This is a genomic window from Streptomyces sp. NBC_00483 (assembly GCF_036013745.1).
GTDB lineage: Bacteria > Actinomycetota > Actinomycetes > Streptomycetales > Streptomycetaceae > Streptomyces.
Map to the genome: position 1 here is coordinate 6,123,849 of NZ_CP107880.1, position 22,543 is coordinate 6,146,391.

The following is a 22,543-nucleotide window of genomic DNA, read 5'->3' on the forward strand; positions in this document are numbered from 1 at the left end:
ACGCCCCAACCATTAGAAGAACCGCGGATCGTCGAAGACGCCGGACGCGACCAGATACACGTAGAAGTCGGCGAGCGCCACGCTCACCAACGAGGCCCAGGCGAGCAGCATGTGACGGGCATTCAGCTTTCCGACCCAGCCCCACAGCCGGTAGCGCACCGGGTGTTTCGAGAAGTGCTTGAGCCGCCCGCCGACGATGTGTCGGCACGAGTGGCAGGAGATCGTGTACGCCCAGATCAGCGTGATGTTGGCGAGGAAGACCAGGCTCCCGAGCCCCATGTGGCCCCACTCGTAGTTCTCGTCGCGGAACGAGAGCACGGTGTCGTACGTGAGGATGCAGGCGACGAGGACGGCCGCGTAGAAGAAGTACCGGTGGATGTTCTGCAGGATCAGCGGGAACTTCGTCTCACCGCTGTACTTCTTGTGCGGCTCGGCCACCGCGCAGGCCGGCGGCGACGCCCAGAAGCCGCGGTAGTAGGCCTTGCGGTAGTAGTAGCAGGTCAGCCGGAAGCCGAGCGGGAAGATCAGGATGAGCAGGGCGGGGGAGAGGCCCCACCAGCTCCCGAAGATCTCCCAGTTGGGGCCGTGCCGCATCGGCTCGCAGTTGTCCGCGAGGCAGGGCGAGTAGAACGGCGAGACGTACGGGGCCGCGTAGTAGTCGGCGTTCGCGAAGGCCCGCCACGTCGAGTAGACGATGAAGGCGAAGAGGCCGCCCGCGGTCGCGGCCGGGGCCAGCCACCAGCGGTCCGTGCGCAGATGGGGCGCGGCGATCGCGGCACGCGTCCGGCCCCGGACGCCGGTGCCGCCTTTGATATGGGGGTCTTCGGTACTGGTGGGTTCCGTGCCGGTGGCCAACGAAGCCTCCGCTCGCAGGGACGGGGGATGGGGGTGGACGAGGGCGGGTCAGGGCGCGTGCCGGTCCCGCGCGCCGAGCCCCTCGTCGTCCGAGTCGGTCCACAGGGACCTGTCGTAGGGGGCGTCGGGGATCGTCACGAGGTCGGGGCGGTGCGGCGCGGCCGGGCCCGCGGCCGACTCGCGCAGCAGGGCGACGCTCTCGCGCAGATGCGCGGTGTCGGCTCGCACCCGGCGCAGATCAGGGCCTCCCGCGACGCCTTCGAGCTGGGGCTGTAGACGCCCCACGGCGCGCGCGAGCTCGTCGACGCAGCGCTGAACCGCCGTCAAGTCGTCGTGCAGGGACATGACTTGGCCTCACTTCCGCTGGTGCGGCGGAGTTGCTCATGCGCCTGAGAGTGTCGCGCGTCACATTGCCGTTTGTGAAGGGATCCGTGCGGATTGCCGGTGTACGCCGTGGTGCGCGCCCGCGAATTCGCGCCGCCGGGGCGGGCTGGGGCGGGCGTCCCCGTGGGCTCCTTTGGGCCGCACGGGTGGCTTCCGGGTGGCCTACGGGCGTGTCGGACGGCCCCCCTCCCCGCATCCACTTCAGTTGGCCGATAGATGTGATCAGCTCCATATACCGCCAAACGAGACAAAACCGGCCAGCCCCGGAGGTACCCGTGATGCCCCACGTCCCAAGGCGCCCAGGTGCCGCCGCACGCTCGGCCGCGTTCCTCGTGAGCGGCGCGCTCGCCGTGACCGCGCTCGCCGGGTGCGGTTCCGACGACCAGGCGGGCCGCCCCGCCGCAGGCCCCGACGTCGCCTCGGCCGCCCGCACGCAGGTCAAGGACGGCGGCACGCTGCGGTGGGCGGTCGACGACGTGCCGCAGACCCTCAACACCTTCCAGGCCGACGCGGACGCGGCCACGAGCCGGGTCACCGGGGCCGTGCTGCCCTCGATGTTCCGGCTCGACGCGGAGGGACGCCCGCAGGCCGACCCGGACTACCTGGAGAAGGCCGAGGTCATCAAGACCGAGCCCAAGCAGGTCGTGCTGTACAAGCTGAACCAGCAGGCGGTGTGGAGCGACGGCCGGGAGATCGGCGCCGCGGACTTCGCCGCGCAGTGGCGCGCCCTGTCCGGCAGGAACAGCGCGTACTGGACCGCCCACAACGCCGGCTACAACCGCATCGAGAACGTCGAGCGCGGCAAGAACGACCTGGAGGTGCGGGTCACGTTCGCCAAGCCGTACGCGGACTGGCGCTCGCTGTTCTCGCCGCTGTACCCCAAGGACGTCATGGGGACCCCGGACGCCTTCAACGAGGGCGCGCGCAGCAAGCTCAAGGTGACCGCGGGCCCCTTCGCGCTCGACAAGGTCGACCGGGGCGACAAGCAGGTCACGCTGGAGCGCAACCCCCGCTGGTGGGGCCGCCCCGCCAAGCTCGACAAGCTGGAACTCACCGCTGTGCCGCGCGACAAGCGCCCCGCCGCGCTCGCCGCGGGCAAGCTGGACCTCGCCGATGTCGACCCGGAGGCCGCCGAGCGCATCGCGTACGCCGCCCGCGACAAGGGTGCGTCCGGCCCGCTCGCGCACGGACCCGGCGCAGGGGTCACCTCCGGTGAGGCGCTGCGCTCCTGGGCGCGGGCGCACAACGAGGACTGGGAGGTCGCCGAGGCGGAGCTGGAGGCCCGCGCGAAGACCCGCAAGGCCGTGCGGAAGTACGAGAAGGAGCAGTCGGGGCTGAACGGCTTCGTCGTCCGCAAGTCGCTCGAACCCGCCTACACGCAGCTCGCCCTGAACGGTTCGAGCGGTCCGCTCGCCGACGAGCGGGTGCGCCAGGCCGTGGCCCGCGCCCTCGACCGCGACAAGCTGGCCCAGAGCGTGCTCAAGCCGCTCGGTCTTCCGGCCTCGACCGTCGGCAGCCACCTCGCCCTCTCCGGCCAGGCCGCCTACGCCGACAACAGCGACGCGCTCGGCAAGCAGGACGCCGACAAGGCGCAGGCGCTGCTCGCGGAGGCGGGCTGGGTGCGCGGCGGCCCGCTCGAGGAGAAGCAGCAGAAGCCGAAGACGGCGGGCGGCAAGGCGGAGGGCGCCGCGGCCGAGTCCGACGACGGCACGTACATCATGGGCGAGGACGACCAGAAGGCGGGCGACGACGCGAAGCCCGGCGACGCCGCGCCCCCGCTGCTCGGCCCCGGTCCGCTCGCCGCCGCGCAGCACTCCGCGCTGCTGCACCAGGCCGACGCCGCGAAGGTGCGCTCCGCCGAGCGGGAGGGGAAGCACGCGGGCGACGCCAAGCAGGGCGCGGCCCCCGGCGCGTACGCCCCGAAGGGGACCCCCGCCCCGCAGCAGGCCGCAGCGAAGGATGCCGACGAGGGCAAGGAGGGCGCCAAGGCAGGCGCCGCCTCGGGGCAGCTCGCCAAGGACGGCAAGCCGCTGACCCTGAACTTCGTGCTGCCCTCGGGCCCCGACGCCGAGCAGCTGCAGTCCGTCGCCGACCGGATCTCGACGATGCTGCAGAAGATCGGCGTCCGCACGGACATCACGAAGGTCGACGACGAGACCTACTTCAAGGACCACATCGCGGCGGGCGATTACGACCTGGCGCTGTACTCGTGGCCCGGCTCCGCCTACCCGGCCACCGACGCCCGCCCGATCTACGCCAAGCCGGTCCCGGCCGCCGACGGCGAGCTCACGGTCGAGCAGAACTACACGCGGGTCGGCACCGACCACATCGACCAGCTCTTCGACCAGGCCGTCGGGGAGCTCGACCAGGACAAGGAGCGCTCGCTCGTCCGACAGGCCGACGAGCGCATCTGGGCCGCTGCAGGATCGATTCCGCTCTACCAGCGGCCCGAGCTGGTGGCGACGAAGGCGAACCTGGTGAACGCGGGGGCGTTCGGCTTCCAGGAGCCCTCCTACGAGGACATCGGCTTCCTGAAGCCGGGCGCGAAGGCCGGTGGCTCACCTACGGAGGACGCTGGCTGACCTGCGGTTCTTCCGTGCGGACCGGCGCTTCGGCGCCGGCCCGCACGGCCCGGCTGAGCCGGTGGCCGTCGAGCCACGTACCATGGGGTGAGGCCGTGGCGTGTCCAGCCCGGCAGGGCGCGTGTACCAAAGAAGTACGCGCAGCCGACCTTCACTCCGGGAGTACGCCGCAATATGGCCACGCGCCACGACATCCGTAACGTCGCCATCGTCGCCCACGTCGACCACGGCAAGACGACCATCGTCGACGCCATGCTCAAGCAGGCCGGCTCCTTCGCCGCCCACGCTGCCGAGTCCCTCGACGACCGCATGATGGACTCGAACGACCTGGAGCGTGAGAAGGGCATCACGATCCTCGCCAAGAACACGGCGGTGAAGTATCACCCCAAGGATGGCGGCGAGGTCATCACGATCAACATCATCGACACCCCCGGCCACGCCGACTTCGGTGGTGAGGTCGAGCGCGGTCTGTCGATGGTGGACGCGGTGGTCCTGCTGGTGGACGCCTCCGAGGGGCCGCTCCCGCAGACCCGCTTCGTGCTGCGCAAGGCGCTCCAGCAGCGCCTGCCCGTCATCCTGTGCATCAACAAGACGGACCGCCCCGACTCGCGCATCGACGAGGTCGTGAACGAGGCCTACGACCTCTTCCTCGACCTGGACGCCGACGAGGACCAGATCGAGTTCCCGATCGTCTACGCGTGCGGCCGTGACGGCATCGCGTCGCTGACGAAGCCGGAGGACGGCACGGTCCCGGCCGACTCCACCAACCTGGAGCCGTTCTTCTCCACGATCCTGGAGCACGTCCCGGCCCCGTCGTACGACGAGGAGGCCCCGCTCCAGGCGCACGTCACCAACCTGGACGCCGACAACTTCCTCGGTCGTATCGCGCTCCTGCGTGTCGAGCAGGGCGAGCTGCGCAAGGGCCAGACCGTGGCCTGGATGAAGCGCGACGGCACGGTCCAGAACGTCCGCATCACCGAGCTGATGATGACCGAGGCGCTCACCCGCAAGCCGGCCGAGAAGGCGGGCCCGGGTGACATCTGCGCGGTCGCCGGTATCCCCGACATCATGATCGGCGAGACCCTGGCCGACCCGGAGAACCCGATCGCGCTGCCGCTGATCACGGTGGACCAGCCGGCGATCTCCATGACCATCGGTACGAACACCTCGCCGCTGGTCGGCCGTGGCGGCGGCGGCAAGGGCGCCGACGCCAAGACGAGCGTGAAGGACCGCAAGGTCACCGCCCGTCAGGTCAAGGACCGCCTGGAGCGCGAGCTGATCGGTAACGTCTCGCTGCGCGTCCTCGACACCGAGCGTCCCGACGCCTGGGAGGTGCAGGGCCGCGGTGAGCTGGCGCTGGCCATCCTCGTCGAGCAGATGCGCCGTGAGGGCTTCGAGCTGACGATCGGCAAGCCGCAGGTCGTCACCAAGGAGGTCGACGGCAAGACGCACGAGCCCGTCGAGCGCCTCACGGTGGACGTCCCCGAGGAGTACATGGGCGCCGTCACGCAGCTCATGGGCATCCGCAAGGGCCGCATGGACAACATGTCGAACCACGGCTCCGGCTGGGTCCGCATGGAGTTCGTCGTCCCGTCCCGTGGCCTCATCGGCTTCCGTACGGAGTTTCTGACGAACACCCGCGGCACGGGCATCGCCCACTCCATCCACGAGGGCCACGAGCCGTGGTTCGGCACGCTGACGACCCGTAACAACGGCTCGCTCGTCGCCGACCGCGCCGGTTCGGTGACCCCCTTCGCGATGATGAACCTCCAGGAGCGCGGTGTGCTGTTCACCGAGCCCGGCACCGAGGTGTACGAGGGCATGATCGTCGGTGAGAACTCGCGCGCCGACGACATGGACGTGAACATCACCAAGGAGAAGAAGCTCACCAACATGCGTGCGGCGTCCGCGGACAACACGGAGAACGTGGTCCCGGCCCGCAAGCTCTCCCTGGAGCAGTCCCTGGAGTTCTGCCGCGACGACGAGTGCGTCGAGGTGACCCCGGAGGCCGTGCGTATCCGCAAGGTCGTCCTGGACCAGAAGGAGCGCGGCCGCAGCGCCTCGCGCGCCAAGCACAACTGATTCACCGCTGCCTGAGGGCAGTTGGGCCCGGCATCCCCTCGGGGGGTGCCGGGCCCTTTTTGTGTTGCGAAAGGCACTCTGCGTTACAGCAGGTGGGAGCGCCGATCGCAACTCCATTTCCATGCCCCGGCGTTCGATAGTCGGAGTGACATGACCGTTAGGTATGTAACGCGTCCGTTTCGCGGCCATCTATCTCGGATCGATTTGTCCAGATTTTGGAAGATGTACACACCAGATGTGATCGAACCGAGACCCGAAGAGTGTGGTCGGCAGGTAGCCCATGGCTAATAGTTATCCGCGTAGAGCTCGGGTCAATGGGTCACGCGCAGTGGGAAGCGCCGACTCACGAGCACACTGGGGCACTTGAGACGTCTAGCCGTCAGGGGTGGCGGCAGCGGCCAAGGTATGCCCGCTTCTGCAGTGAACAAGTGGACTCATGAGGAGGAACCCCATGCGTGGTGCCAAGAGCGCCAAGTGGGTTGCGGCGGCCGCAGTCATAGCCCTCGGTGCGACGGCCTGTGGCGGTGGCAGCGGCAGCGGCGACGACAACGCCAATCGGAAGATCGACCCGAACGGCATCGTCACCTACGCCAACGGTGAGCCGCAGAACCCGCTGCAGCCGGCCAACACGATGGAGGCCTACGGCTCCGTCACGATCGAGGCGGTCTTCGCCGGCCTTGTCGACTACAACGACAAGGGCGAGGTCACCATGACCAACGCCAAGTCGGTCACGCCCGACAAGGACAACAAGGTCTGGACGGTCAAGCTCAAGCCGGGCTGGAAGTTCCACAACGGCGAGACGGTCACCTCTAAGTCCTTCGTGGACGCCTGGAACTGGGCCGCCAACGTCAAGAACAACCAGGTCAACTCCTCCTGGTTCGCGGACATCGAGGGTTACGCCGATGTCCACCCCGAAAAGGGCAAGGCCAAGAAGGACACCATGTCCGGCCTGAAGGTCGTGGACGACAACACGTTCACGATCACGCTGAACACGGGCATCCCGTACTTCCACTACAAGCTGGCCTACCCGGTCTTCTCCCCGCTGCCCAGCGGGTTCTTCAAGGACCCGAAGGGCTACGGCGAGAAGCCGGTCGGCAACGGCGCCTACAAGTTCAAGTCGTGGGACCACAAGAAGTCGATCCAGCTCACGCGGAACGACGACTACAAGGGCCCGGACAAGGCCAAGAACGGCGGCCTGAACCTCAAGGCGTACACGTCGGACACGGCCGCGTACAACGACCTGGTGTCGAACAACGTCGACTCCATGCCGATCGTCCCGAACTCCGAGCTCGCCAACTACAAGCAGGACCTCGGCGACCGCGCGATCGTTCAGGACTACTCGGCGATCAACACGATCAACCCCGCCTTCTACACGAAGCAGTGGAAGAACATCGACGTCAAGGTCCTGCAGGGCCTGTCGATGGCGATCGACCGCGACACCATCAACAAGACGGTCTTCTACAACACCCGTGAGTCGGCGACCGGTTGGGTCGCCAAGGGTGTGCTGGGCTACCAGAAGGACGCCTGCGGCGAGTACTGCAAGTACAACCCGAGCAAGGCGAAGGAGCTCATCAAGGAAGGCGGCGGCGTTCCTGGCAACAAGATCTCGATCCAGTACAACGCCGACCAGCCGCACAAGGACTGGGTCGTCGCGGTCTGCAACTCCATCAAGAAGGCGGTCGGTGTCGCGTGCGAAGGCGACGCCAAGACGGACTTCCAGGCCGACACGCAGGTGCGTGACGCCAAGAAGGTCAAGTCCATCTACCGTTCGGGCTGGGTGCTCGACTACCCGTTCAACGGCAACTTCCTCCGTGACCTCTACGGCACCGGTGTCGCCGGCAACAAGGCCGACTTCTCGGACAAGAACTTCGACGCCCTCGTGAAGAAGGCCGACGCCGCCGCGACCGTCGACGAGTCCGCGAAGCTGTACCAGAAAGCCGAGAAGGAGCTGCAGAACAGCTTCCCGGGTATCCCGCTCTGGTACAACCGCACGGTTTCCGGGCACTCCACGAACGTCAAGAACATGACGTTCGGTCAGGACGGCGACCCGAACTTCAACGACGTCGAGGTCTACAAGAAGTAATCCAGCGGGAGCAGTTGACCCGTGGCGTGGGCCGGCGATCCCGGCCCGCGCCACGGGCTGCTCCGCTATGGACGGAGGCACCCATGGGGCGCTATGTCGCGAGGCGACTGCTCCAGATGATCCCGGTCTTTCTCGGGACAACCATTCTGATCTTCCTGATGGTCAACGTGCTGCCGGGTGACCCGGTGGCCGCGCTGTGGGGGGACAAGCCGCCGGACCCGGCGCAGATGGCCAAGATCAAGCACGATCTCGGCCTCGACCTTCCGCTGTGGCAGCAGTATCTGCACTATCTCGGCAATCTGGCGCACGGCGAGTTCGGCGTGACGATCGCGGGCAGCCGACCCGTCATCGACGAGATGGCGGCCGCCTTCCCGGTCACCATCCGGCTCGCGCTGATGGCGTTCACCTTCGAGATGGTCGTCGGCATCTGCCTCGGCGTCATCGCGGGGATCCGCCGCGGCAAGCTGATCGACACCGGCGTCACCATCTTCACGCTCCTGGTGATCTCCGTGCCCGTCTTCGTGCTCGGCCTGCTGGGCCAGCAGATCATCGGTACGCAGCTGGGCTGGGTCACGCCCAACGTCCAGGACTCCATGAACGTGGGGCAGTTGCTGCTGCCGGCCATCGTGCTCGGCTCGCTCTCCCTCGCATACGTCGCGCGGCTCACCCGCACGTCGATCGCAGAGAACGCGCGCGCCGACTACATCCGCACGGCCGTGGCCAAGGGGCTTCCGCAGACCCGCGTGGTCCGCATGCACCTGCTGCGCAACTCCCTTATCCCGGTGGTCACTTACCTGGGCACCGACATCGGCGCGCTGATGGCCGGCGCCGTCGTGACCGAGGGCATCTTCAACGTCCAGGGCGTGGGCAACCTCCTCTACGAGGCGCTCGCCCGCCGCGAGGGCGCCGTCATCGTCGGCATCGTGACGGTCTTCGTCCTGATCTACCTCGTCGCGAACCTGGTCGTCGACCTGCTCTACGCGGTGCTGGACCCGAGGATTCGTTATGCCTGAGAACACCGTGAAGATGAAGAAGAACGACGCCGCCACGGCCGCCGAGGAGCCCACGGCCACCGTGGGCCCGACGGTCGCCGAGGCCGGACCCGCACCGGAGAAGCCGCGTTCGCTCGGCGCCGATGCCTGGGCGGACCTCATCCGTCGTCCGCTGTTCCTCATATCCGCCGTGCTGATCGTGTTCCTGCTGGTGATGGCGGCCTTCCCGTCCCTCTTCAGCGACACGGACCCGACGGCCGGCGACCTGAGCAATCACTTCCTGGACAAGCCGAAGCTCGGCAGCCTCTTCCAGCCCGACTGGTTCGGCTACGACGCCCAGGGCCGCTCGATCTACTCGCGTGTCGTCTACGGCGCACGGGTGTCGATCATGGTCGGCGTCGGCGTGACCCTGCTCACCACCGTCTTCGGTGGCCTGCTCGGCATGCTCGCCGGCTACTTCGGCGGCTTCTGGGACACGACCCTCTCCCGGATCACCGACGTGTTCTTCGGTATCCCGTTCATCCTCGGCGCGATGGTGGTGCTCAACGCCTTCGCCGACCGCACCGTGTGGACCGTGATCGGCGCCCTCGCCTTCCTCGGCTGGACGACCATCGCGCGCGTCATGCGTGGCGCGGTGATCACGGCCAAGCACGCGGACTACGTGGTGGCGGCGAAGGCCCTCGGTGCGGGCACCGGCCGGATCCTGCGCAAGCACGTCCTGCCGAACGCCATCGCACCGGTGATCGTCGTCGCGACCATCCAGCTCGGTGTCGTCATCGTCGCCGAGTCCACCCTCTCGTACCTCGGACTCGGTCTCGGGACCAACGACGTATCGTGGGGCGCGGACATCTCCGACGCGGTCAAGTCCATCCGGAACGCGCCGCACATCCTGTTCTTCCCGGCAGGCATGCTCAGCCTCACGGTGCTGGCGTTCATCATGCTCGGCGACGCTGTGCGCGAAGCCCTCGACCCCAAGCTGCGCTGAGGGAGGCGTACTCGTCATGACTCTTCTCGACAAGACGGACTCGGTACCGTCTCCGCGCGGTGCGGGGGACGACGGCACGCCGCTGCTCGAAGTCCGCGACCTGCACGTGGAGTTCCACACCCGCGACGGTGTGGCCAAGGCGGTCAACGGCGTCAACTACACCGTGGACGCGGGCGAGACGCTCGCCGTGCTCGGCGAGTCCGGCTCCGGCAAGTCCGTGACCGCACAGGCCATCATGGGCATCCTCGACATGCCGCCCGGCAAGATCTCCAAGGGCGAGATCCTCTTCCGGGGCCAGGACATGCTCAAGATGTCCGGCGAGGAGCGCCGCAAGATGCGTGGCGCCAAGATGGCCATGATCTTCCAGGACGCGCTCTCCTCGCTGAACCCGGTGCTCTCCGTCGGCTACCAGCTCGGCGAGATGTTCCGGGTCCACCAGGGCATGTCCAAGAAGCAGGCCAAGGCCAAGGCCATCGAGCTGATGGACCGGGTACGCATCCCGGCCGCGGCGGCCCGGGTCGGGGACTACCCGCACCAGTTCTCCGGCGGTATGCGCCAGCGCATCATGATCGCGATGGCGCTCGCCCTGGAGCCGGACCTGATCATCGCGGACGAGCCCACCACGGCGCTCGACGTGACGGTCCAGGCCCAGGTCATGGACCTGCTCGCGGAGCTGCAGCGCGAGTTCAACATGGGGCTCATACTCATCACGCACGACCTCGGGGTGGTCGCCGACGTCGCCGACAAGATCGCGGTGATGTACGCGGGCCGGATCGTGGAGACGGCGCCGGTGCGCGAGCTCTACAAGCGGCCCGCGCACCCGTACACCAAGGGTCTGCTCGAGTCGATCCCGCGCCTGGACCAGAAGGGCCAGGAGCTGTACGCGATCAAGGGCCTGCCGCCCAACCTCACGCGTATCCCGCCGGGTTGTGCCTTCAACCCGCGCTGCGCCCAGGCGCAGGACGTGTGCCGTACCGACGTTCCGGCGCTGCTTCAGGTGACCGAGCAGGACGGCGGCGAGATCGCGGGGCGCGGCAGCGCGTGCCACTTCTGGAAGGAGACGATCCATGGCTGAGTCCGAGACGGTGGCCGCCATCGAGGCCCCGGTCGACCGCGGCGAGCCGATCCTCCAGGTGCGCAACCTGCAGAAGTACTTCCCGCTGACCCAGGGCGTGCTGTTCAAGCGGCACGTGGGTGACGTGAAGGCCGTCGACGGGATCTCCTTCGACCTGCACCAGGGCGAGACGCTCGGCATCGTGGGCGAGTCCGGCTGCGGCAAGTCCACGGTCGCCAAGCTCCTGATGACGCTGGAGACGGCGACCGCGGGCGAGGTCTTCTTCAAGGGCCAGGACATCACCAAGCTGTCCGGCCGCGCCCTGAAGACCGTCCGCCGCAACATCCAGATGGTCTTCCAGGACCCGTACACCTCGCTCAACCCCCGTATGACGGTCGGCGACATCATCGGGGAGCCCTTCGAGATCCACCCCGAGGTGGCACCGAAGGGGAACCGTCGCCAGAAGGTCCAGGACCTCCTCGACGTCGTCGGACTCAACCCCGAGTACATCAACCGGTACCCGCACCAGTTCTCGGGCGGCCAGCGCCAGCGCATCGGCATCGCGCGCGGCCTGGCACTCAACCCCGAGATCATCATCTGCGACGAACCGGTCTCGGCGCTCGACGTGTCGGTCCAGGCCCAGGTCATCAACCTGATGGAGAAGCTGCAGGACGAGTTCAACCTGTCCTACATCTTCATCGCGCACGACCTGTCGATCGTCCGGCACATCTCCGACCGGGTCGGGGTCATGTACCTCGGCAAGATGGCGGAGATCGGCACGGACGCGCAGATCTACGAGCACCCGACGCACCCCTACACGCAGGCGCTGCTCTCCGCGGTGCCGGTGCCGGACCCCGAGGTGCGCGAGGGCCGCGAGCGGATCATCCTCTCCGGCGACGTGCCCTCGCCGGCCAACCCGCCGTCGGGCTGCCGCTTCCGCACCCGCTGCTGGAAGGCGCAGGACAAGTGCGCCGAGGAGATCCCGCTCCTCGCGATCCCGGAGCGCTTCCGGACCTCCGAGACCCCGGCCGCGCACGAGTCGGCGTGCCACTTCGCGGAGGAGAAGAACGTGGTGCCCGCGGCGTGACCGCTGCACGGTGAGCCGACCGGTCCCTGCTTTCGAGTGGGGGCCGGTCGGCTCTTTCGTACGTCCGTCCATCCGTACGTCGCGACACCTGGGGGCACTCCTTGCACGGCACGCTGCATCATGTCGAACTGTGGGTGCCCGACTTCGGGCGGGCCGAGAGCTCGCTCGGGTGGCTGCTCGGGGAGCTGGGGTACGTCGCCGAGCAGCGCTGGGAGAACGGGTGCAGCCTGCGGCTCGGGCCGACGTATCTCGTCATCGAGCAGTCGCCGGCGCTGAGTTCGGACCGGCACGATCGGCTGGCGCCGGGGCTGAACCATCTGGCGTTCCACGTCGAGGACGCCGCGGCGATGGAGCGGCTCGTGGAGCGGGCCGCCGGGCACGGGTGGCGGCTGATGTTCCCGGAGCGGCATCCGTACGCGGGTGGGGACGGGCACTGTGCGGCGTATCTGGAGGACGGGGACGGGTTCGAGGTCGAGCTTGTCGCGTCCGCGTGAGTCATGAGTCCGTGATCGCCGCGCGTCAACGCTCAGACGGGCGCGGGCAGTTCAGCCCCCAAGTGGGCGGCGACGCGGTCGCGCAACACGAGGTACTCCGCCCAGCGGCGCTTCAGCGGGCCCGGTGGGCGCACCTTGATCCGGGCCGCGCGAATCTCCTCGCCGCGCCGGAACTGCTCGCGCGTCAGGTCGAGTTCGACACCGCTCGGCAGCCGGTTCCACCAGTGGAAGCCCTCCTGCGCGCCGTCCGTCAGATAGACCTCGCCCATGACGAGGTCGCCGCCGAAGACGTCGTTGACGAGCAGCGCGGTGATGTCGCAGTGCCCCCACGCGGGATTGTCCGGCGCCCATCTCTCCGCCCCGTCCGGCGACGTGGTGTCGGCGGCCCAGGCCGCGCGCAGCGCCGCGTCCAGCTCCAGGAGTGACCAGGTCGCGGCAGTCGGGTCAGTTGTGTCGGTCATGGCGGCAGCATGGCAGGCGGCACTGACAACGGGAGTTGGCAAAAGAAGTTCTGCAAAAACTCTTTTGCCAAGTGGCCGGTTGCGGCTACCTTCCGGACATGGCCGACGACGACAACCGCAAGCGCGTACTCGACCCCGAGCAGGACGCTGCAGCGCTGAAGGCGCTGACCCACCCCCTGCGTATCCAACTGCTCGGGCTACTGCGCCAGGACGGCCCCGCCACCGCAACCGAGCTCGCGGTCAAGGCGGGGGAGTCGTCGGCCTCCACCAGCTACCACCTGCGGGTCCTCGCGAAGTACGGGTTCGTGGCCGAGGCCGAGCACCGGGACGGGCGCGAGCGGCGCTGGCGCTCCGTGCACGAGATCACCTCGTGGAACAACGAGGCCATGCACGCGTCGCCCGACGCCCGCCACTTCGTCAGCGAGATGTCCCGGCGGCAGGTCGAGCACCTGCGCCGCTCCCTCGCCCGCCACGAGTCCGACCTCGCCGAGGGACGCCTGGGCCCGGAGTGGGTGGAGCCGTCCGGCATCGCCGACGCCATGCCCCGGCTCACCGCCGGCTCACTGGACGAGTTGAAGGCGGCCTTCGAGGCGAAGCTCGACGAACTGACCCGACGCGACGCCGAGGACCCGGACGCAGAGCAGGTCATCGTGGTCGTGGCGGGCCTGCCGGTCGCTCCGCGGGAGACGGAGACCGGTCAGGCGGGGCCGGGCCGGACGGAGCCCGACGGGGCAGGGCCCGACGAGACAGGGCCCGGCCAGGCGGATACCGACCCGGACGCGCAATGAACCCCCGCATACCCGACCCCCGCACCGCCCGCCGCCGCTACGCCACCGTCTGCGCGCTGTTCTGGCTTCCGGTCGGCGCCGCCATCGCGCCCAAGGTGCTGTTGCTGACCGAGCGGGGGTTCGCGCTCGCCACCATCACCGCCTTCGTCGCCGCGCACTCGCTCACCGCCGCCGCCCTCGAACTGCCCACCGGTGGACTGTCCGACGTCCTCGGCCGCCGCCCCGTCCTCGCCGCGGCCGGTGTGCTGGACCTGGCCGCCCTCGCCCTGATCGGCCTCGGCACCACGGCGCTCCCGGTCGCGCTCGGCAGTGTGCTGCTCGGTGCGGGCCGCGCCCTGTCCACGGGGCCCGCAGAGGCCTGGTACGTAGACACGGTCCAGGCCAAGGAAGGCCCCGGCGCCGAACTGCGCACCGGACTCGCCCGCGGCTCCGCGGCCTCCTCCGCCGCGCTCGCCGTGGGCACCCTGATCGGCGGCGGCCTGCCATGGCTCCTCGGCCTCGGCCCGAACCCGGGTGCGTGGCTCGCGGAGGCGACGGCCGGGTACGTGGTGCCGCTGGCCGTCCCGATGCTGCTGGGCGTGCTGATCGAACTCGGCTTCATCGCCTACGTGTTGCTCGCCCTGCCCGAGCCCCCGCACCCCCGCGCCACCCTCTCCGGCGTCCTCCGCGGCATCCCGGCCACCGTCCTGGACGGCTTGCGCCCGGCGGGCCGTGACGCGACGGTGCGCCGCGTGCTGCTCAGCGCGGGCGCGGCCGGCGCCGCCCTCTTCACCCTCGAACTCCTCACGCCGGGCCGGGCGGCCGCCCTGACCGGCGCCCCCGAGTCCGGCGCCGTCGTGTTCGCGGGGCTGGCCTGCGCCGGATACGTCTGCTCCGGCGTGGGCAGCCACCTCGCCCCGCTCACGGCACGCCGCGCGGGCGGCGGGGAACGGGCGGTCCTGGTGGGCCTGGCCGCGGGCGCCCTCGGCCTGCTGCTGCTCGGCGCCACCGCGGCATTCACCGGCCCGGCCGCCACCCTCCTCGCGGTCGCCGGCTACGGACTCGTCTACCTGGGACTCGGCGCGGCGGGCCCGAACGAGAACGAGCTGCTGCACCGCAGGGTGGGCCGCGAGGGCCGGGCAACGGCCCTGTCGGTCCAGTCACTCGCACTACAACTCACGGGCGCAGCCGCCGGTTTGACCATCGGCGCGCTACCGGCGGGCCCGCTGCCGTGGCTGGTGGGCGGCATCACGCTGCTGGCCGGCGCACTGCTGTGGACCGGAAGCATGGGCGGCCGGTCCCAAAAAGAGCCGGCCGGTCCCCGAAATGAGCCCGCCGGCTCCCAGAAGGAGCCCGCCCCACACCCCGGCAGCGCGAAGGCCCGCGCCGAATGATCGGCGCGGGCCTCTCCCCGGAGTACCGGCAGCGTTCGTGAGGATCACGTCGGCATGAACTGCCACCGTGGTTCGGTCGGTCCGCCAGACTTGCTCTTGATTCCCAAGGGAGAGGGGGCGGCAAGGATGGCGAACAGCGCACTTCTGGTCATGGACGTCCAACGGGACGTCGTGGCCATCGCCGACGACGGTTCCGGATATCTGCCGCGCTTGCGCAGGGCGATCGACGGTGCCAGGGCTGCCGGCATCCCCGTGATCTACGTGGTGATGGGGTTGCGGCCGGGTGATCCGGAAGTCAGCCCTCGCAACAGGGTGATGGCGAACGTCGTGCGGGCCGGCCTGTTCACCGAGGGTGCCCCTGGCACCGAGATCCATCACGATGTTGCACCCCAGCAGGGCGACGTGGTGGTCACCAAGAGGCGTGGGAGCGCGTTCTCGGGCAGCGACCTCGACCTGGTACTCAGGGCTCGCGACATCGACAGCCTTGTTCTCACCGGCATCGCCACCAGCGCCGTAGTGCTGTCCACTCTGTGGCACGCCATCGACCTGGACTTCGGCCTCACCGTCCTGGCGGATGCCTGCCTCGACACCGACCCCGAGGTGCACCGGATGCTCACCGAAAAGCTGTTCCCGCAGTGGGCGGATGTCGTCGACGTCGAGGACTGGCTCAAGGCCGTCGCACCGCGATAGCGGGAGGTGGGTCGGACCCTCGCGTGCGGGCGTCCCGGTGTCGGCCGCGGTGAGTCGAGTCGGTCAGGGGTACAGGCGCCGAGTGCACGCGATGAAGGCCCGCGCCGAATGATCGGCGCGGGCCTTCTCCCCGGAGAACCGGCAGCGTCCATGGCTCGGGTCAATGGGCCGACGTTCCGGTTCCTGATGTACGCCGCCGGGGCGAAGTTGGGGTGGTGCCACGGCGGCGTACCGGGGGGTCTAGAGGGCCTTGCGGGCCGCCGGGACGGTCGCTGTGGCCGGTTCCTCGGGGTGGTGGCAGGCGGTGAGGTGGCCCTCGCGGTTGCCCTCGATGCGGACCAGCGGGGGCGCCTCGGTCGCGCAGATCTCCGTGGCCTTCCAGCAGCGGGTGCGGAAGCGGCAACCGGAGGGCGGGTTGACGGGCGAGGGCACGTCACCGGTGAGGCGGATGCGCTCCACGGCCGGGGCGGAGTCGTCGGCGCTCGGCTCCGGGACCGCCGAGAGCAGCGCCTTGGTGTACGGGTGGCGGGGCCCGCCGTACAGGTCGGCACGGTCCGCGATCTCGACGATGCGGCCGAGGTACATCACGGCCACGCGCTGCGAGAAGTGCCGTACGACGGCCAGGTCGTGGGCGATGAAGACGAAGGCGATGTCCAGCTCGCGCTGGAGCTCCTGGAGGAGGTTGACCACCTGCGCCTGGATGGAGACGTCCAGGGCCGAGACCGGTTCGTCCGCGACGATCAGCTTCGGTTCCAGAGCCAATGCCCTTGCCACACCGATGCGTTGGCGCTGTCCGCCCGAGAACTCGTGCGGGAAGCGGTTGTAGTGCTCAGGGTTGAGGCCGACCGTTTCGAGCAGCTCGCGTACGCGCTTCTCCCGGCCGCCCGTCGGCTCGATGCCGTTGATCTCCATCGGAGCCGAGACGATCTTGCCGACGGTGTGCCGCGGGTTCAGGGACGCGTACGGGTCCTGGAAGATCATCTGGATCTCCGAGCGGACCGGCGCGAGCTTCTTGCGGTCGGCGTGCGTGATGTCCTGGCCGCGGTAGCTGATCTTCCCGGCGGTCGGCTCCAGGAGGCGCGTGATCAGGCGTCCCGTCGTCGACTTGCCGCAGCCCGACTCGCCGACCAGGCCGAGGCTCTCGCCCTGGGCGACCTGGAAGTCCAGGCCGTCCACGGCCTGCACGGCCCCGATGGTGCGGCGGATCGGGAACCCGCCCTTGATCGGGAAGTGCTTGGTGAGCCCCGAGACGTCCAGCAGGGGAGTGGTGTCGCTCATGGTGAATCCCTGAAATCCCTCTGTGTGTCCGTCAGTTGGTCCGGGCCGCGCCGCTGACCGAGGCCAGCTCCGCGAAGAACTCCGTGCGCTGCCGCGCCGTGAGGTGACACGCGGGCGCCCGCTCGCCGGTCGCGTCGAGCCGCGGCTCCTCGGTGACGCAGCGCCCGCCGGCCACCTGCTCGACGAAGGTGCAGCGCGGGTGGAAGCGGCAGCCGGTCGGCGGGTTGAGCATGCTCGGCGGGGTACCGGGGATCGGCGACAGCGGCACGTCGACCGGCGCGGACAGGCTCGGCATCGAACCCAACAGGCCCCAGGTGTACGGGTGCTGGGGCCTGCGAAGCACTTCCTCCTTGGTGCCGCGCTCCACGCACCGGCCGCCGTACATCACCAGCACGTCGTCCGCGATGTCGGCGATGACGCCGAGGTCGTGCGTGATGAAGACGATCGACGTGCCGAACTCCTGCTGCAGGTCCTTGAGCAGATCGAGGATCTGGGCCTGCACCGTCACGTCGAGGGCCGTCGTCGGCTCGTCCGCGATGAGCAGCGCCGGGTCGCAGACCAGGGCCATCGCGATCATCGCGCGCTGCCGCATACCGCCGGAGAACTGGTGCGGGTAGTCGTCGACGCGCAGATCGGGCTGCGGGATGCCGACCTTCGTGAGCATCTCGATCGCCCGCGCCCGCGCCTCCTTCTTGGAGGCCCCGGTGTGCTTGCGATACGTCTCCGCGATCTGCCGGCCGATGGTGTGGTACGGCGAAAGGGAGGCCAGTGCGTCCTGGAAGATCATGGCCATCTTGTTGCCGCGCAGCCGCTCCAACTCCCGCTCGGAGGCGGTGAGAAGCTCCTGCCCGTCGAGGACGATCTCGCCTTCCAGATGGGTGTGGTCCCGGTCGTGCAGGCCCAGGATCGCCATGTTGGTCACGGACTTGCCGGAGCCGGACTCGCCGACGATGCCGAGGGTGCGGCCGCGTTCGAGGGTGAAGCCGAGCCCGTCGACGGCCTTGACGATGCCGTCCTCCGTGGGGAAGTGGACGTGCAGGTCGTTGACGGCGAGGAAGGGTGCGCTCATGGGTGTTGCTCCTAGGCCAGCCGCACGCGCGGGTCGATGAGGGCGTAGACGGCGTCGACCACGATGTTGAAGACGACGATGGCCGCGGCGGCCACGAGGACGACGCCCAGCAGCGTCGGCAGGTCATTGGTGGAGACGGCCTTCACGGACAGCAGGCCGATGCCCTGCAGGCTGAACGTGGACTCGGTGATGATCGCGCCGCCGAGCAGCAGGCCGAGGTCCATGCCGAAGATGGTGACGATCGGCCCCATCGCGCCGCGCCAGGCGAACCGGAAGAAGACCGCGCGCCGCGAGAGACCCTTGGCACGGGCCGTACGTACGTAGTCCTCGGTCAGCTTCTCGACCATCTGGGAGCGGGTCATGCGCGTGTAGTTGGCGGTCCAGATCAGGGAGAGCACGATCCACGGCAGCAGCAGCCCCTTGGCCCAGGCGCCCGGGTTCTGCGTGAACGGCGTGTAGGCCGCGCGGTCGAGCAGGTGCCACTGGTCGACGAGGTAGTACGTGGCGATGATGCCGACGACGTAGATCTGCATCGAAGAGGCGACGAGGGAGGCCGAACTGGCCACCTTGTCCAGGGCCTTGCCCTGCTTGACGGCGGCCAGCATGCCGGTGCCGACACCGAAGATAACGAAGACCACGGCGGAGCCGATGGACAGCGAGATGGTGGTCGGGAACCGGTCGAGGATCGTGCCGAGGACCGGCTCCCGGTTCTGGAAGGAGAAGCCGAGGCACGGCGCCGGGCAGTGCCCGAACGAGGAGTAGTCGCGGCCCACGAACACGCCCTGGAGCCAGTGCCAGTACTGCACCGGTATCGGATCGGCGATCCCCAGGTTCTTCTTCACCAGCGCCAGCGTCTCGGGCGTGCAGACCTTCCCGCAGGCGATGCGGGCCGGGTCGCGCGGGGCGGCGTAGAACAGGACGAACACGATGGCGCTGATGATCAGAAGGATCACCAGGGCGCCGATGGCGCGTCGAAGGATGAAGCGGAGCATGGCAGTTGGGTTTCCTGACGGATGCCGATGGGCCTCGGTGCGGCCTTGAGGAGACTCGAAGAGACCTGAGGAGGGCTCGGGGAGGAGGAGCGGCGGGGGCGCCCCGGGGGTGCGACGCCCCCGCCGGAAGGGGTGCTCGTCAGGCCTTCACAAAGGTCTTGTAGAGCAGCGTGGCGGAGAAGTTCGGGTCGAACATCGCGCCGCCGACCTTGGAGCCGCTGATGTACCAGCGGCGCTGGAAGGTCTCGGGGATGATCGGCGCGACCTCCTTCATGATCCGCCGGTCGAGCGCGGACCAGGCCTTGCCGGCCTTCTCCTGGTCGCTGATCAACTCGTTCTTCTTGATGGTCTCGTCGATCCAGTCCACCTTGACCTGCGAGACGTTGTTCATGCCGTTGCCGATGGAGGCACTGTCGAACAGCGGCTGCATCATGGTGAAGGCGGTCGGCCAGTCCGGGGACCAGCCGAACCACATCACGTCGTAGTTGTTGTCGACCTGCTGGACCTGGTCGTAGTACGTCGTGGAGTCGATCGGCTTCATGACGGGCTTGAAGCCGGCCTCGGTCAGCGCGTTCTCGATGACGACCTTGGTCTTGTCGTAGACCGGGTCCTGCTCGTACGCGTAGACGATCTTCGTGCCGAGCTTGCCGGCCTTCTTCAGCAGCTCCTTGGCGCGCTTCGGGTCGCCCGCGGGCTTCTTGAGCTTGCCGTAGAGGTCGTACTTCTCGTACCCGATGATGTCCGGGCTGAGGATGCTGCTCGCGTAGTCGCCGGCCGAGGCGCCGCCGTAGATCTTGCGGATCTGCTCCAGCGGCCAGGCGATGTTGAGGGCCTGGCGCACCGCGAGGTCGGTGACGCGCTTGCAGTTGATGGCGTAGTAGTAGCTGCCGGTCAGCAGGCCGTTGAAGGTGCGCTGCTTGAGCTCGGGCGTGGTGAGGATCTTCTGCATCCGCTCGGCCGGGATGCCCTTGTAGATCGAGACGGCGTACTTGTCGTTGCCCTGGTCCGCGATGAGGCGGTCCGTGGAGTCCAGGCCCTCGACGCCGAAGGTGAACTCGAAGCCGTCCGGGTAGCCGTTGCGGATCGAGTCCGTCGCCGGGTCCCAGTGCTTGTTGCGCACGAGGGTCATCGACTTGTCGGTGGTGTGCGCCTTGATCTTGTAAGGGCCGCAGGAGACCGGGTTCTTGTCGTACTTCTCCTTGGTGTCCAGCTTCACCGGCGTCGCGGCGTAGGTGTGCATCGCAAGGGTGAAGTTGAAGTCCGGACGCGCTTCCTTGAGGTGGAAGGTGATCGTCTTCTGCTTCTTGTCCGTGACGATCGCGTCCAGGTGCTTGCCCTTGTACGGACCCTCGTACTGGTCACGCCACTTGGCGTCCTCGCCGGTCAGGGCTATCTGCGCGAAGGTGGCGCCCTCGGTGATGAACGGGGCCCAGCCGCGCTCGAAGCCGTGCCGCACGTCGTCGACGGTCAGCTCGCTGCCGTCGTCCCACTTGAGGCCGTCCTTGAGCGTGAACGTCCACGTCTTGTTGCCGTCGGAGGCGGTGCCCGCGTCGGTGGCGAGGTCGCCGACGAGCTTCTGGTGCCCGGCCGAGTCGACCTTGTAGCCCGTCAGGCACCGCGCGTAGAGCAGCGCGAGCGTCGAGTTGAACGCGTAGTAGATGCGCTGCGGGTCCAGGTGCGAGAAGTCGTCGGGGGAGTACCCGTAGATCGTGCCGCCCTTGCGCGCGCCCTTGACCTCGGGCGCCGGGCCCTTGGAGTCGTCGGCCGTGCCGACCTCCACCTTGGCGCCCGTGTACTGGGTGGCGCCGCCCGCGCCGCCCTTGCCGCCACCGCCGGCGTTGCCACTGCTGCATGCCGTCAGGAGCGAGCCGGCGCCGATGGCGACGGACGTGCCGATGACGAAGTTTCTCCGCGAAAGGGACATGGCTTCCTGCCCTGGTGCTGGTTGGGGAGTGAGCTTGCCGGCCGGGCCCCGTCGCCCTGACCCGCATGAAGTGGGGTGGAACCTGAGTGGGGGGAGCCTCAGCGTTTGGTCTTGGGGTCCATCGCGTCCCGGACCGAGTCGCCGAGCAGATTGAACGCGAGGACGAAGATGACCATCGTCAGGCCCGGGACGAGCATGAAGGTGATGTCGGCCTGGTACGTCTTGGCGCCGTTCTGGAGCATCACGCCCCAGTCGGGCGTGGGGTTGGTGAGGCCGACGCCCATGAAGGCGAGACCGGCCTCGGTGGTGACGTACATCGGGAGCGCGAGGGTCGCCTGGATCAGGATCGGCGTCCACAGGTTGGGCAGCAGTTCCTTGAAGATGATCCGCGCGGGGGAGGCGCCGGTGACCTTCGCCGCCTCGACGAACTCCCGCTCGCGCAGGGCGAATACCTCGCCTCTGAGCAGTCGCGCGACCGACGACCAGCCGAAGGCGGTCATCACCAGGATCAGGCTCAGGACGGTGAGCCAGACCGGAGTGCTGTCGGTCGGCGACACGAAGATCGACAGGACGACGGGCCAGAAGGCGATGAAGAACAGGGTCTGCGGGAAGGCGAGCAGGATGTCGATGACCCAGCCGACGAAGTAGTCGGTCTTGCCGCCGAGATAGCCCGCGCTCACGCCGACGACGATGCCGAGCACGGTGGTCAGGATCGTCGCGATGCCCGCGATGAACAGCGAGTTGCGGATGCCGTAGAGCAGGAACGTGAAGACGTCCCGGCCGAGCTGCGGCTCGACGCCGAGCCAGAAGTCGCTGCTGATCCCGCCGTTGGCCTTGACCGGGTACCCGAAGTCGTTGAGCAGGCCGCCCTGGTTCATTCCGTACGTGGTGTACGGGTCCTTGCCGTAGAGCTTGGCTATGAGGGGCGCCAGGATCGCGATCAGGACGAAGAAGGCGACGATGTAGGCCGACACCACGCCGGTGCGGTCCCGCCTGAAGCGCCGCCAGGCGAGCTTGCCGGGGGAGAGGCTCTCGTCGCCGCGCGTGGGCGGCGGCTTCGGCGCCTGCGGCGCGTCGTCCTCCACGACCTCAAGGGAGGCGGTGGCGTGAGGAGTTGGGGTCGTCATGGTGCTCCAGGCCCTGAGGGGTCCACATGGGCACGGGCGACCCGTGCGCTCAGCGGGACCTTTTCAAGGCCCGGATGTACGGTCAACGAATTCTTGAGGTCTTGATCCCGTCTTTGAATCTTTGGTCCGGACTTTGCTCCGAGTAGGCATGCCGGTGGCGGGACCTTGACAGTACCCGGGGGCCAAAAGGGCGCTTATGGGTGCCACCTGGGGCGACAGGTTCGATATCCGGACGTGAGTGTC

General features: G+C 68.5%; 19 protein-coding genes. 11 read left to right on the plus strand and 8 right to left on the minus strand.

What is annotated here, in order from left to right:
- Positions 1-12: 12 nt before the first annotated feature.
- Positions 13-855: a hypothetical protein gene (locus OHA73_RS27595; RefSeq protein WP_267069354.1), complete on the minus strand. Its 843-nt coding sequence runs from the start codon at positions 853-855 to the stop codon at positions 13-15.
- Positions 856-903: 48 nt separating this feature from the next.
- Entirely contained in the window at positions 904-1,200 is a 297-nt protein-coding gene (locus OHA73_RS27600) for a hypothetical protein (RefSeq protein WP_266713684.1), read from the minus strand.
- A 317-nt stretch (positions 1,201-1,517) separates the two neighbouring features.
- Between OHA73_RS27600 and OHA73_RS27605 the strand changes: the two genes are divergently transcribed.
- The 8 genes from OHA73_RS27605 (at position 1,518) to OHA73_RS27640 (ending at position 12,598) form a co-directional block, all read left to right on the plus strand.
- Positions 1,518-3,821, plus strand: a complete 2,304-nt coding sequence (locus OHA73_RS27605; RefSeq protein ID WP_267069353.1) for an ABC transporter substrate-binding protein — start codon at positions 1,518-1,520, stop codon at positions 3,819-3,821.
- A gap of 174 nt (positions 3,822-3,995) precedes the next feature.
- Complete coding sequence (typA, locus tag OHA73_RS27610; protein WP_327656395.1) at positions 3,996-5,903, plus strand: translational GTPase TypA; 1,908 nt, start codon at positions 3,996-3,998, stop codon at positions 5,901-5,903.
- A 451-nt stretch (positions 5,904-6,354) separates the two neighbouring features.
- On the plus strand, positions 6,355-7,986 hold the full coding sequence (locus tag OHA73_RS27615) for a peptide ABC transporter substrate-binding protein (RefSeq protein WP_267069352.1): 1,632 nt from the start codon (positions 6,355-6,357) through the stop codon (positions 7,984-7,986).
- 83 nt (positions 7,987-8,069) lie between these two features.
- Entirely contained in the window at positions 8,070-8,999 is a 930-nt protein-coding gene (locus tag OHA73_RS27620) for an ABC transporter permease (RefSeq protein WP_266713692.1), read from the plus strand.
- A complete protein-coding gene (locus OHA73_RS27625; RefSeq protein WP_266713694.1) occupies positions 8,992-9,963 on the plus strand; it encodes an ABC transporter permease in 972 nt (323 codons plus the stop codon). The genes OHA73_RS27620 and OHA73_RS27625 overlap by 8 nt, the downstream gene beginning before the upstream one ends.
- A 16-nt stretch (positions 9,964-9,979) precedes the next feature.
- On the plus strand, positions 9,980-11,038 hold the full coding sequence (locus OHA73_RS27630; protein WP_266713696.1) for an ABC transporter ATP-binding protein: 1,059 nt from the start codon (positions 9,980-9,982) through the stop codon (positions 11,036-11,038).
- Positions 11,031-12,104 carry an ABC transporter ATP-binding protein gene (locus OHA73_RS27635; RefSeq protein ID WP_267069351.1) on the plus strand — a complete coding sequence of 358 codons (1,074 nt, stop codon included), beginning with the start codon at positions 11,031-11,033 and terminating at the stop codon, positions 12,102-12,104. Before OHA73_RS27630 ends, OHA73_RS27635 begins: the two co-directional genes overlap by 8 nt.
- Before the next feature lie 101 nt (positions 12,105-12,205).
- Positions 12,206-12,598 (plus strand): VOC family protein, encoded by a 393-nt coding sequence (locus tag OHA73_RS27640; RefSeq protein ID WP_266713700.1) that lies wholly within the window; start codon positions 12,206-12,208, stop codon positions 12,596-12,598.
- 32 nt (positions 12,599-12,630) lie between these two features.
- Here OHA73_RS27640 and OHA73_RS27645 read toward each other — a convergent pair whose 3' ends face one another.
- Complete coding sequence (locus OHA73_RS27645; protein ID WP_327656396.1) at positions 12,631-13,059, minus strand: YunG family protein; 429 nt, start codon at positions 13,057-13,059, stop codon at positions 12,631-12,633.
- 98 nt (positions 13,060-13,157) lie between these two features.
- Here OHA73_RS27645 and OHA73_RS27650 point away from each other — a divergent pair, with 98 nt between their 5' ends.
- From OHA73_RS27650 to OHA73_RS27660, 3 genes are all read left to right on the plus strand, one after another.
- Positions 13,158-13,847 (plus strand): ArsR/SmtB family transcription factor, encoded by a 690-nt coding sequence (locus tag OHA73_RS27650; protein WP_327656397.1) that lies wholly within the window; start codon positions 13,158-13,160, stop codon positions 13,845-13,847.
- Positions 13,844-15,220, plus strand: coding sequence for an MFS transporter (locus OHA73_RS27655; protein WP_327656398.1), 1,377 nt, complete (start codon positions 13,844-13,846; stop codon positions 15,218-15,220). The genes OHA73_RS27650 and OHA73_RS27655 overlap by 4 nt, the downstream gene beginning before the upstream one ends.
- Before the next feature lie 126 nt (positions 15,221-15,346).
- Positions 15,347-15,910 carry a cysteine hydrolase family protein gene (locus OHA73_RS27660; protein WP_327656399.1) on the plus strand — a complete coding sequence of 188 codons (564 nt, stop codon included), beginning with the start codon at positions 15,347-15,349 and terminating at the stop codon, positions 15,908-15,910.
- A gap of 240 nt (positions 15,911-16,150) precedes the next feature.
- Here OHA73_RS27660 and OHA73_RS27665 read toward each other — a convergent pair whose 3' ends face one another.
- From OHA73_RS27665 to OHA73_RS27685, 5 genes are all read right to left on the minus strand, one after another.
- On the minus strand, positions 16,151-17,188 hold the full coding sequence (locus tag OHA73_RS27665) for an ABC transporter ATP-binding protein (RefSeq protein ID WP_267069346.1): 1,038 nt from the start codon (positions 17,186-17,188) through the stop codon (positions 16,151-16,153).
- 31 nt (positions 17,189-17,219) lie between these two features.
- Complete coding sequence (locus OHA73_RS27670; RefSeq protein WP_327656400.1) at positions 17,220-18,257, minus strand: ABC transporter ATP-binding protein; 1,038 nt, start codon at positions 18,255-18,257, stop codon at positions 17,220-17,222.
- Between the two features lie 11 nt (positions 18,258-18,268).
- A complete protein-coding gene (locus OHA73_RS27675) occupies positions 18,269-19,249 on the minus strand; it encodes an ABC transporter permease (RefSeq protein WP_266713714.1) in 981 nt (326 codons plus the stop codon).
- Between the two features lie 139 nt (positions 19,250-19,388).
- Positions 19,389-21,173: an ABC transporter substrate-binding protein gene (locus OHA73_RS27680; protein WP_266713716.1), complete on the minus strand. Its 1,785-nt coding sequence runs from the start codon at positions 21,171-21,173 to the stop codon at positions 19,389-19,391.
- 98 nt (positions 21,174-21,271) lie between these two features.
- Entirely contained in the window at positions 21,272-22,300 is a 1,029-nt protein-coding gene (locus OHA73_RS27685) for an ABC transporter permease (RefSeq protein WP_266713718.1), read from the minus strand.
- Positions 22,301-22,543: the final 243 nt, after the last annotated feature.

Excerpts from the sequence above, each read along its gene's own strand:
- OHA73_RS27670 (WP_327656400.1), bottom strand. The coding sequence starts at position 18,257 with ATGAGCGCACCCTTCCTCGCCGTCAACGACCTGCACGTCCACTTCCCC.
- OHA73_RS27625 (WP_266713694.1), top strand. The coding sequence starts at position 8,992 with ATGCCTGAGAACACCGTGAAGATGAAGAAGAACGACGCCGCCACGGCC.
- OHA73_RS27620 (WP_266713692.1), top strand. The coding sequence starts at position 8,070 with ATGGGGCGCTATGTCGCGAGGCGACTGCTCCAGATGATCCCGGTCTTT.
- OHA73_RS27650 (WP_327656397.1), top strand. The coding sequence starts at position 13,158 with ATGGCCGACGACGACAACCGCAAGCGCGTACTCGACCCCGAGCAGGAC.
- OHA73_RS27685 (WP_266713718.1), bottom strand. The coding sequence starts at position 22,300 with ATGACGACCCCAACTCCTCACGCCACCGCCTCCCTTGAGGTCGTGGAG.
- OHA73_RS27660 (WP_327656399.1), top strand. The coding sequence starts at position 15,347 with ATGGCGAACAGCGCACTTCTGGTCATGGACGTCCAACGGGACGTCGTG.
- OHA73_RS27615 (WP_267069352.1), top strand. The coding sequence starts at position 6,355 with ATGCGTGGTGCCAAGAGCGCCAAGTGGGTTGCGGCGGCCGCAGTCATA.
- OHA73_RS27655 (WP_327656398.1), top strand. The coding sequence starts at position 13,844 with ATGAACCCCCGCATACCCGACCCCCGCACCGCCCGCCGCCGCTACGCC.
- OHA73_RS27600 (WP_266713684.1), bottom strand. The coding sequence starts at position 1,200 with ATGTCCCTGCACGACGACTTGACGGCGGTTCAGCGCTGCGTCGACGAG.
- OHA73_RS27605 (WP_267069353.1), top strand. The coding sequence starts at position 1,518 with ATGCCCCACGTCCCAAGGCGCCCAGGTGCCGCCGCACGCTCGGCCGCG.
- OHA73_RS27675 (WP_266713714.1), bottom strand. The coding sequence starts at position 19,249 with ATGCTCCGCTTCATCCTTCGACGCGCCATCGGCGCCCTGGTGATCCTT.
- OHA73_RS27645 (WP_327656396.1), bottom strand. The coding sequence starts at position 13,059 with ATGACCGACACAACTGACCCGACTGCCGCGACCTGGTCACTCCTGGAG.
- typA (WP_327656395.1), top strand. The coding sequence starts at position 3,996 with ATGGCCACGCGCCACGACATCCGTAACGTCGCCATCGTCGCCCACGTC.
- OHA73_RS27680 (WP_266713716.1), bottom strand. The coding sequence starts at position 21,173 with ATGTCCCTTTCGCGGAGAAACTTCGTCATCGGCACGTCCGTCGCCATC.
- OHA73_RS27630 (WP_266713696.1), top strand. The coding sequence starts at position 9,980 with ATGACTCTTCTCGACAAGACGGACTCGGTACCGTCTCCGCGCGGTGCG.
- OHA73_RS27635 (WP_267069351.1), top strand. The coding sequence starts at position 11,031 with ATGGCTGAGTCCGAGACGGTGGCCGCCATCGAGGCCCCGGTCGACCGC.
- OHA73_RS27665 (WP_267069346.1), bottom strand. The coding sequence starts at position 17,188 with ATGAGCGACACCACTCCCCTGCTGGACGTCTCGGGGCTCACCAAGCAC.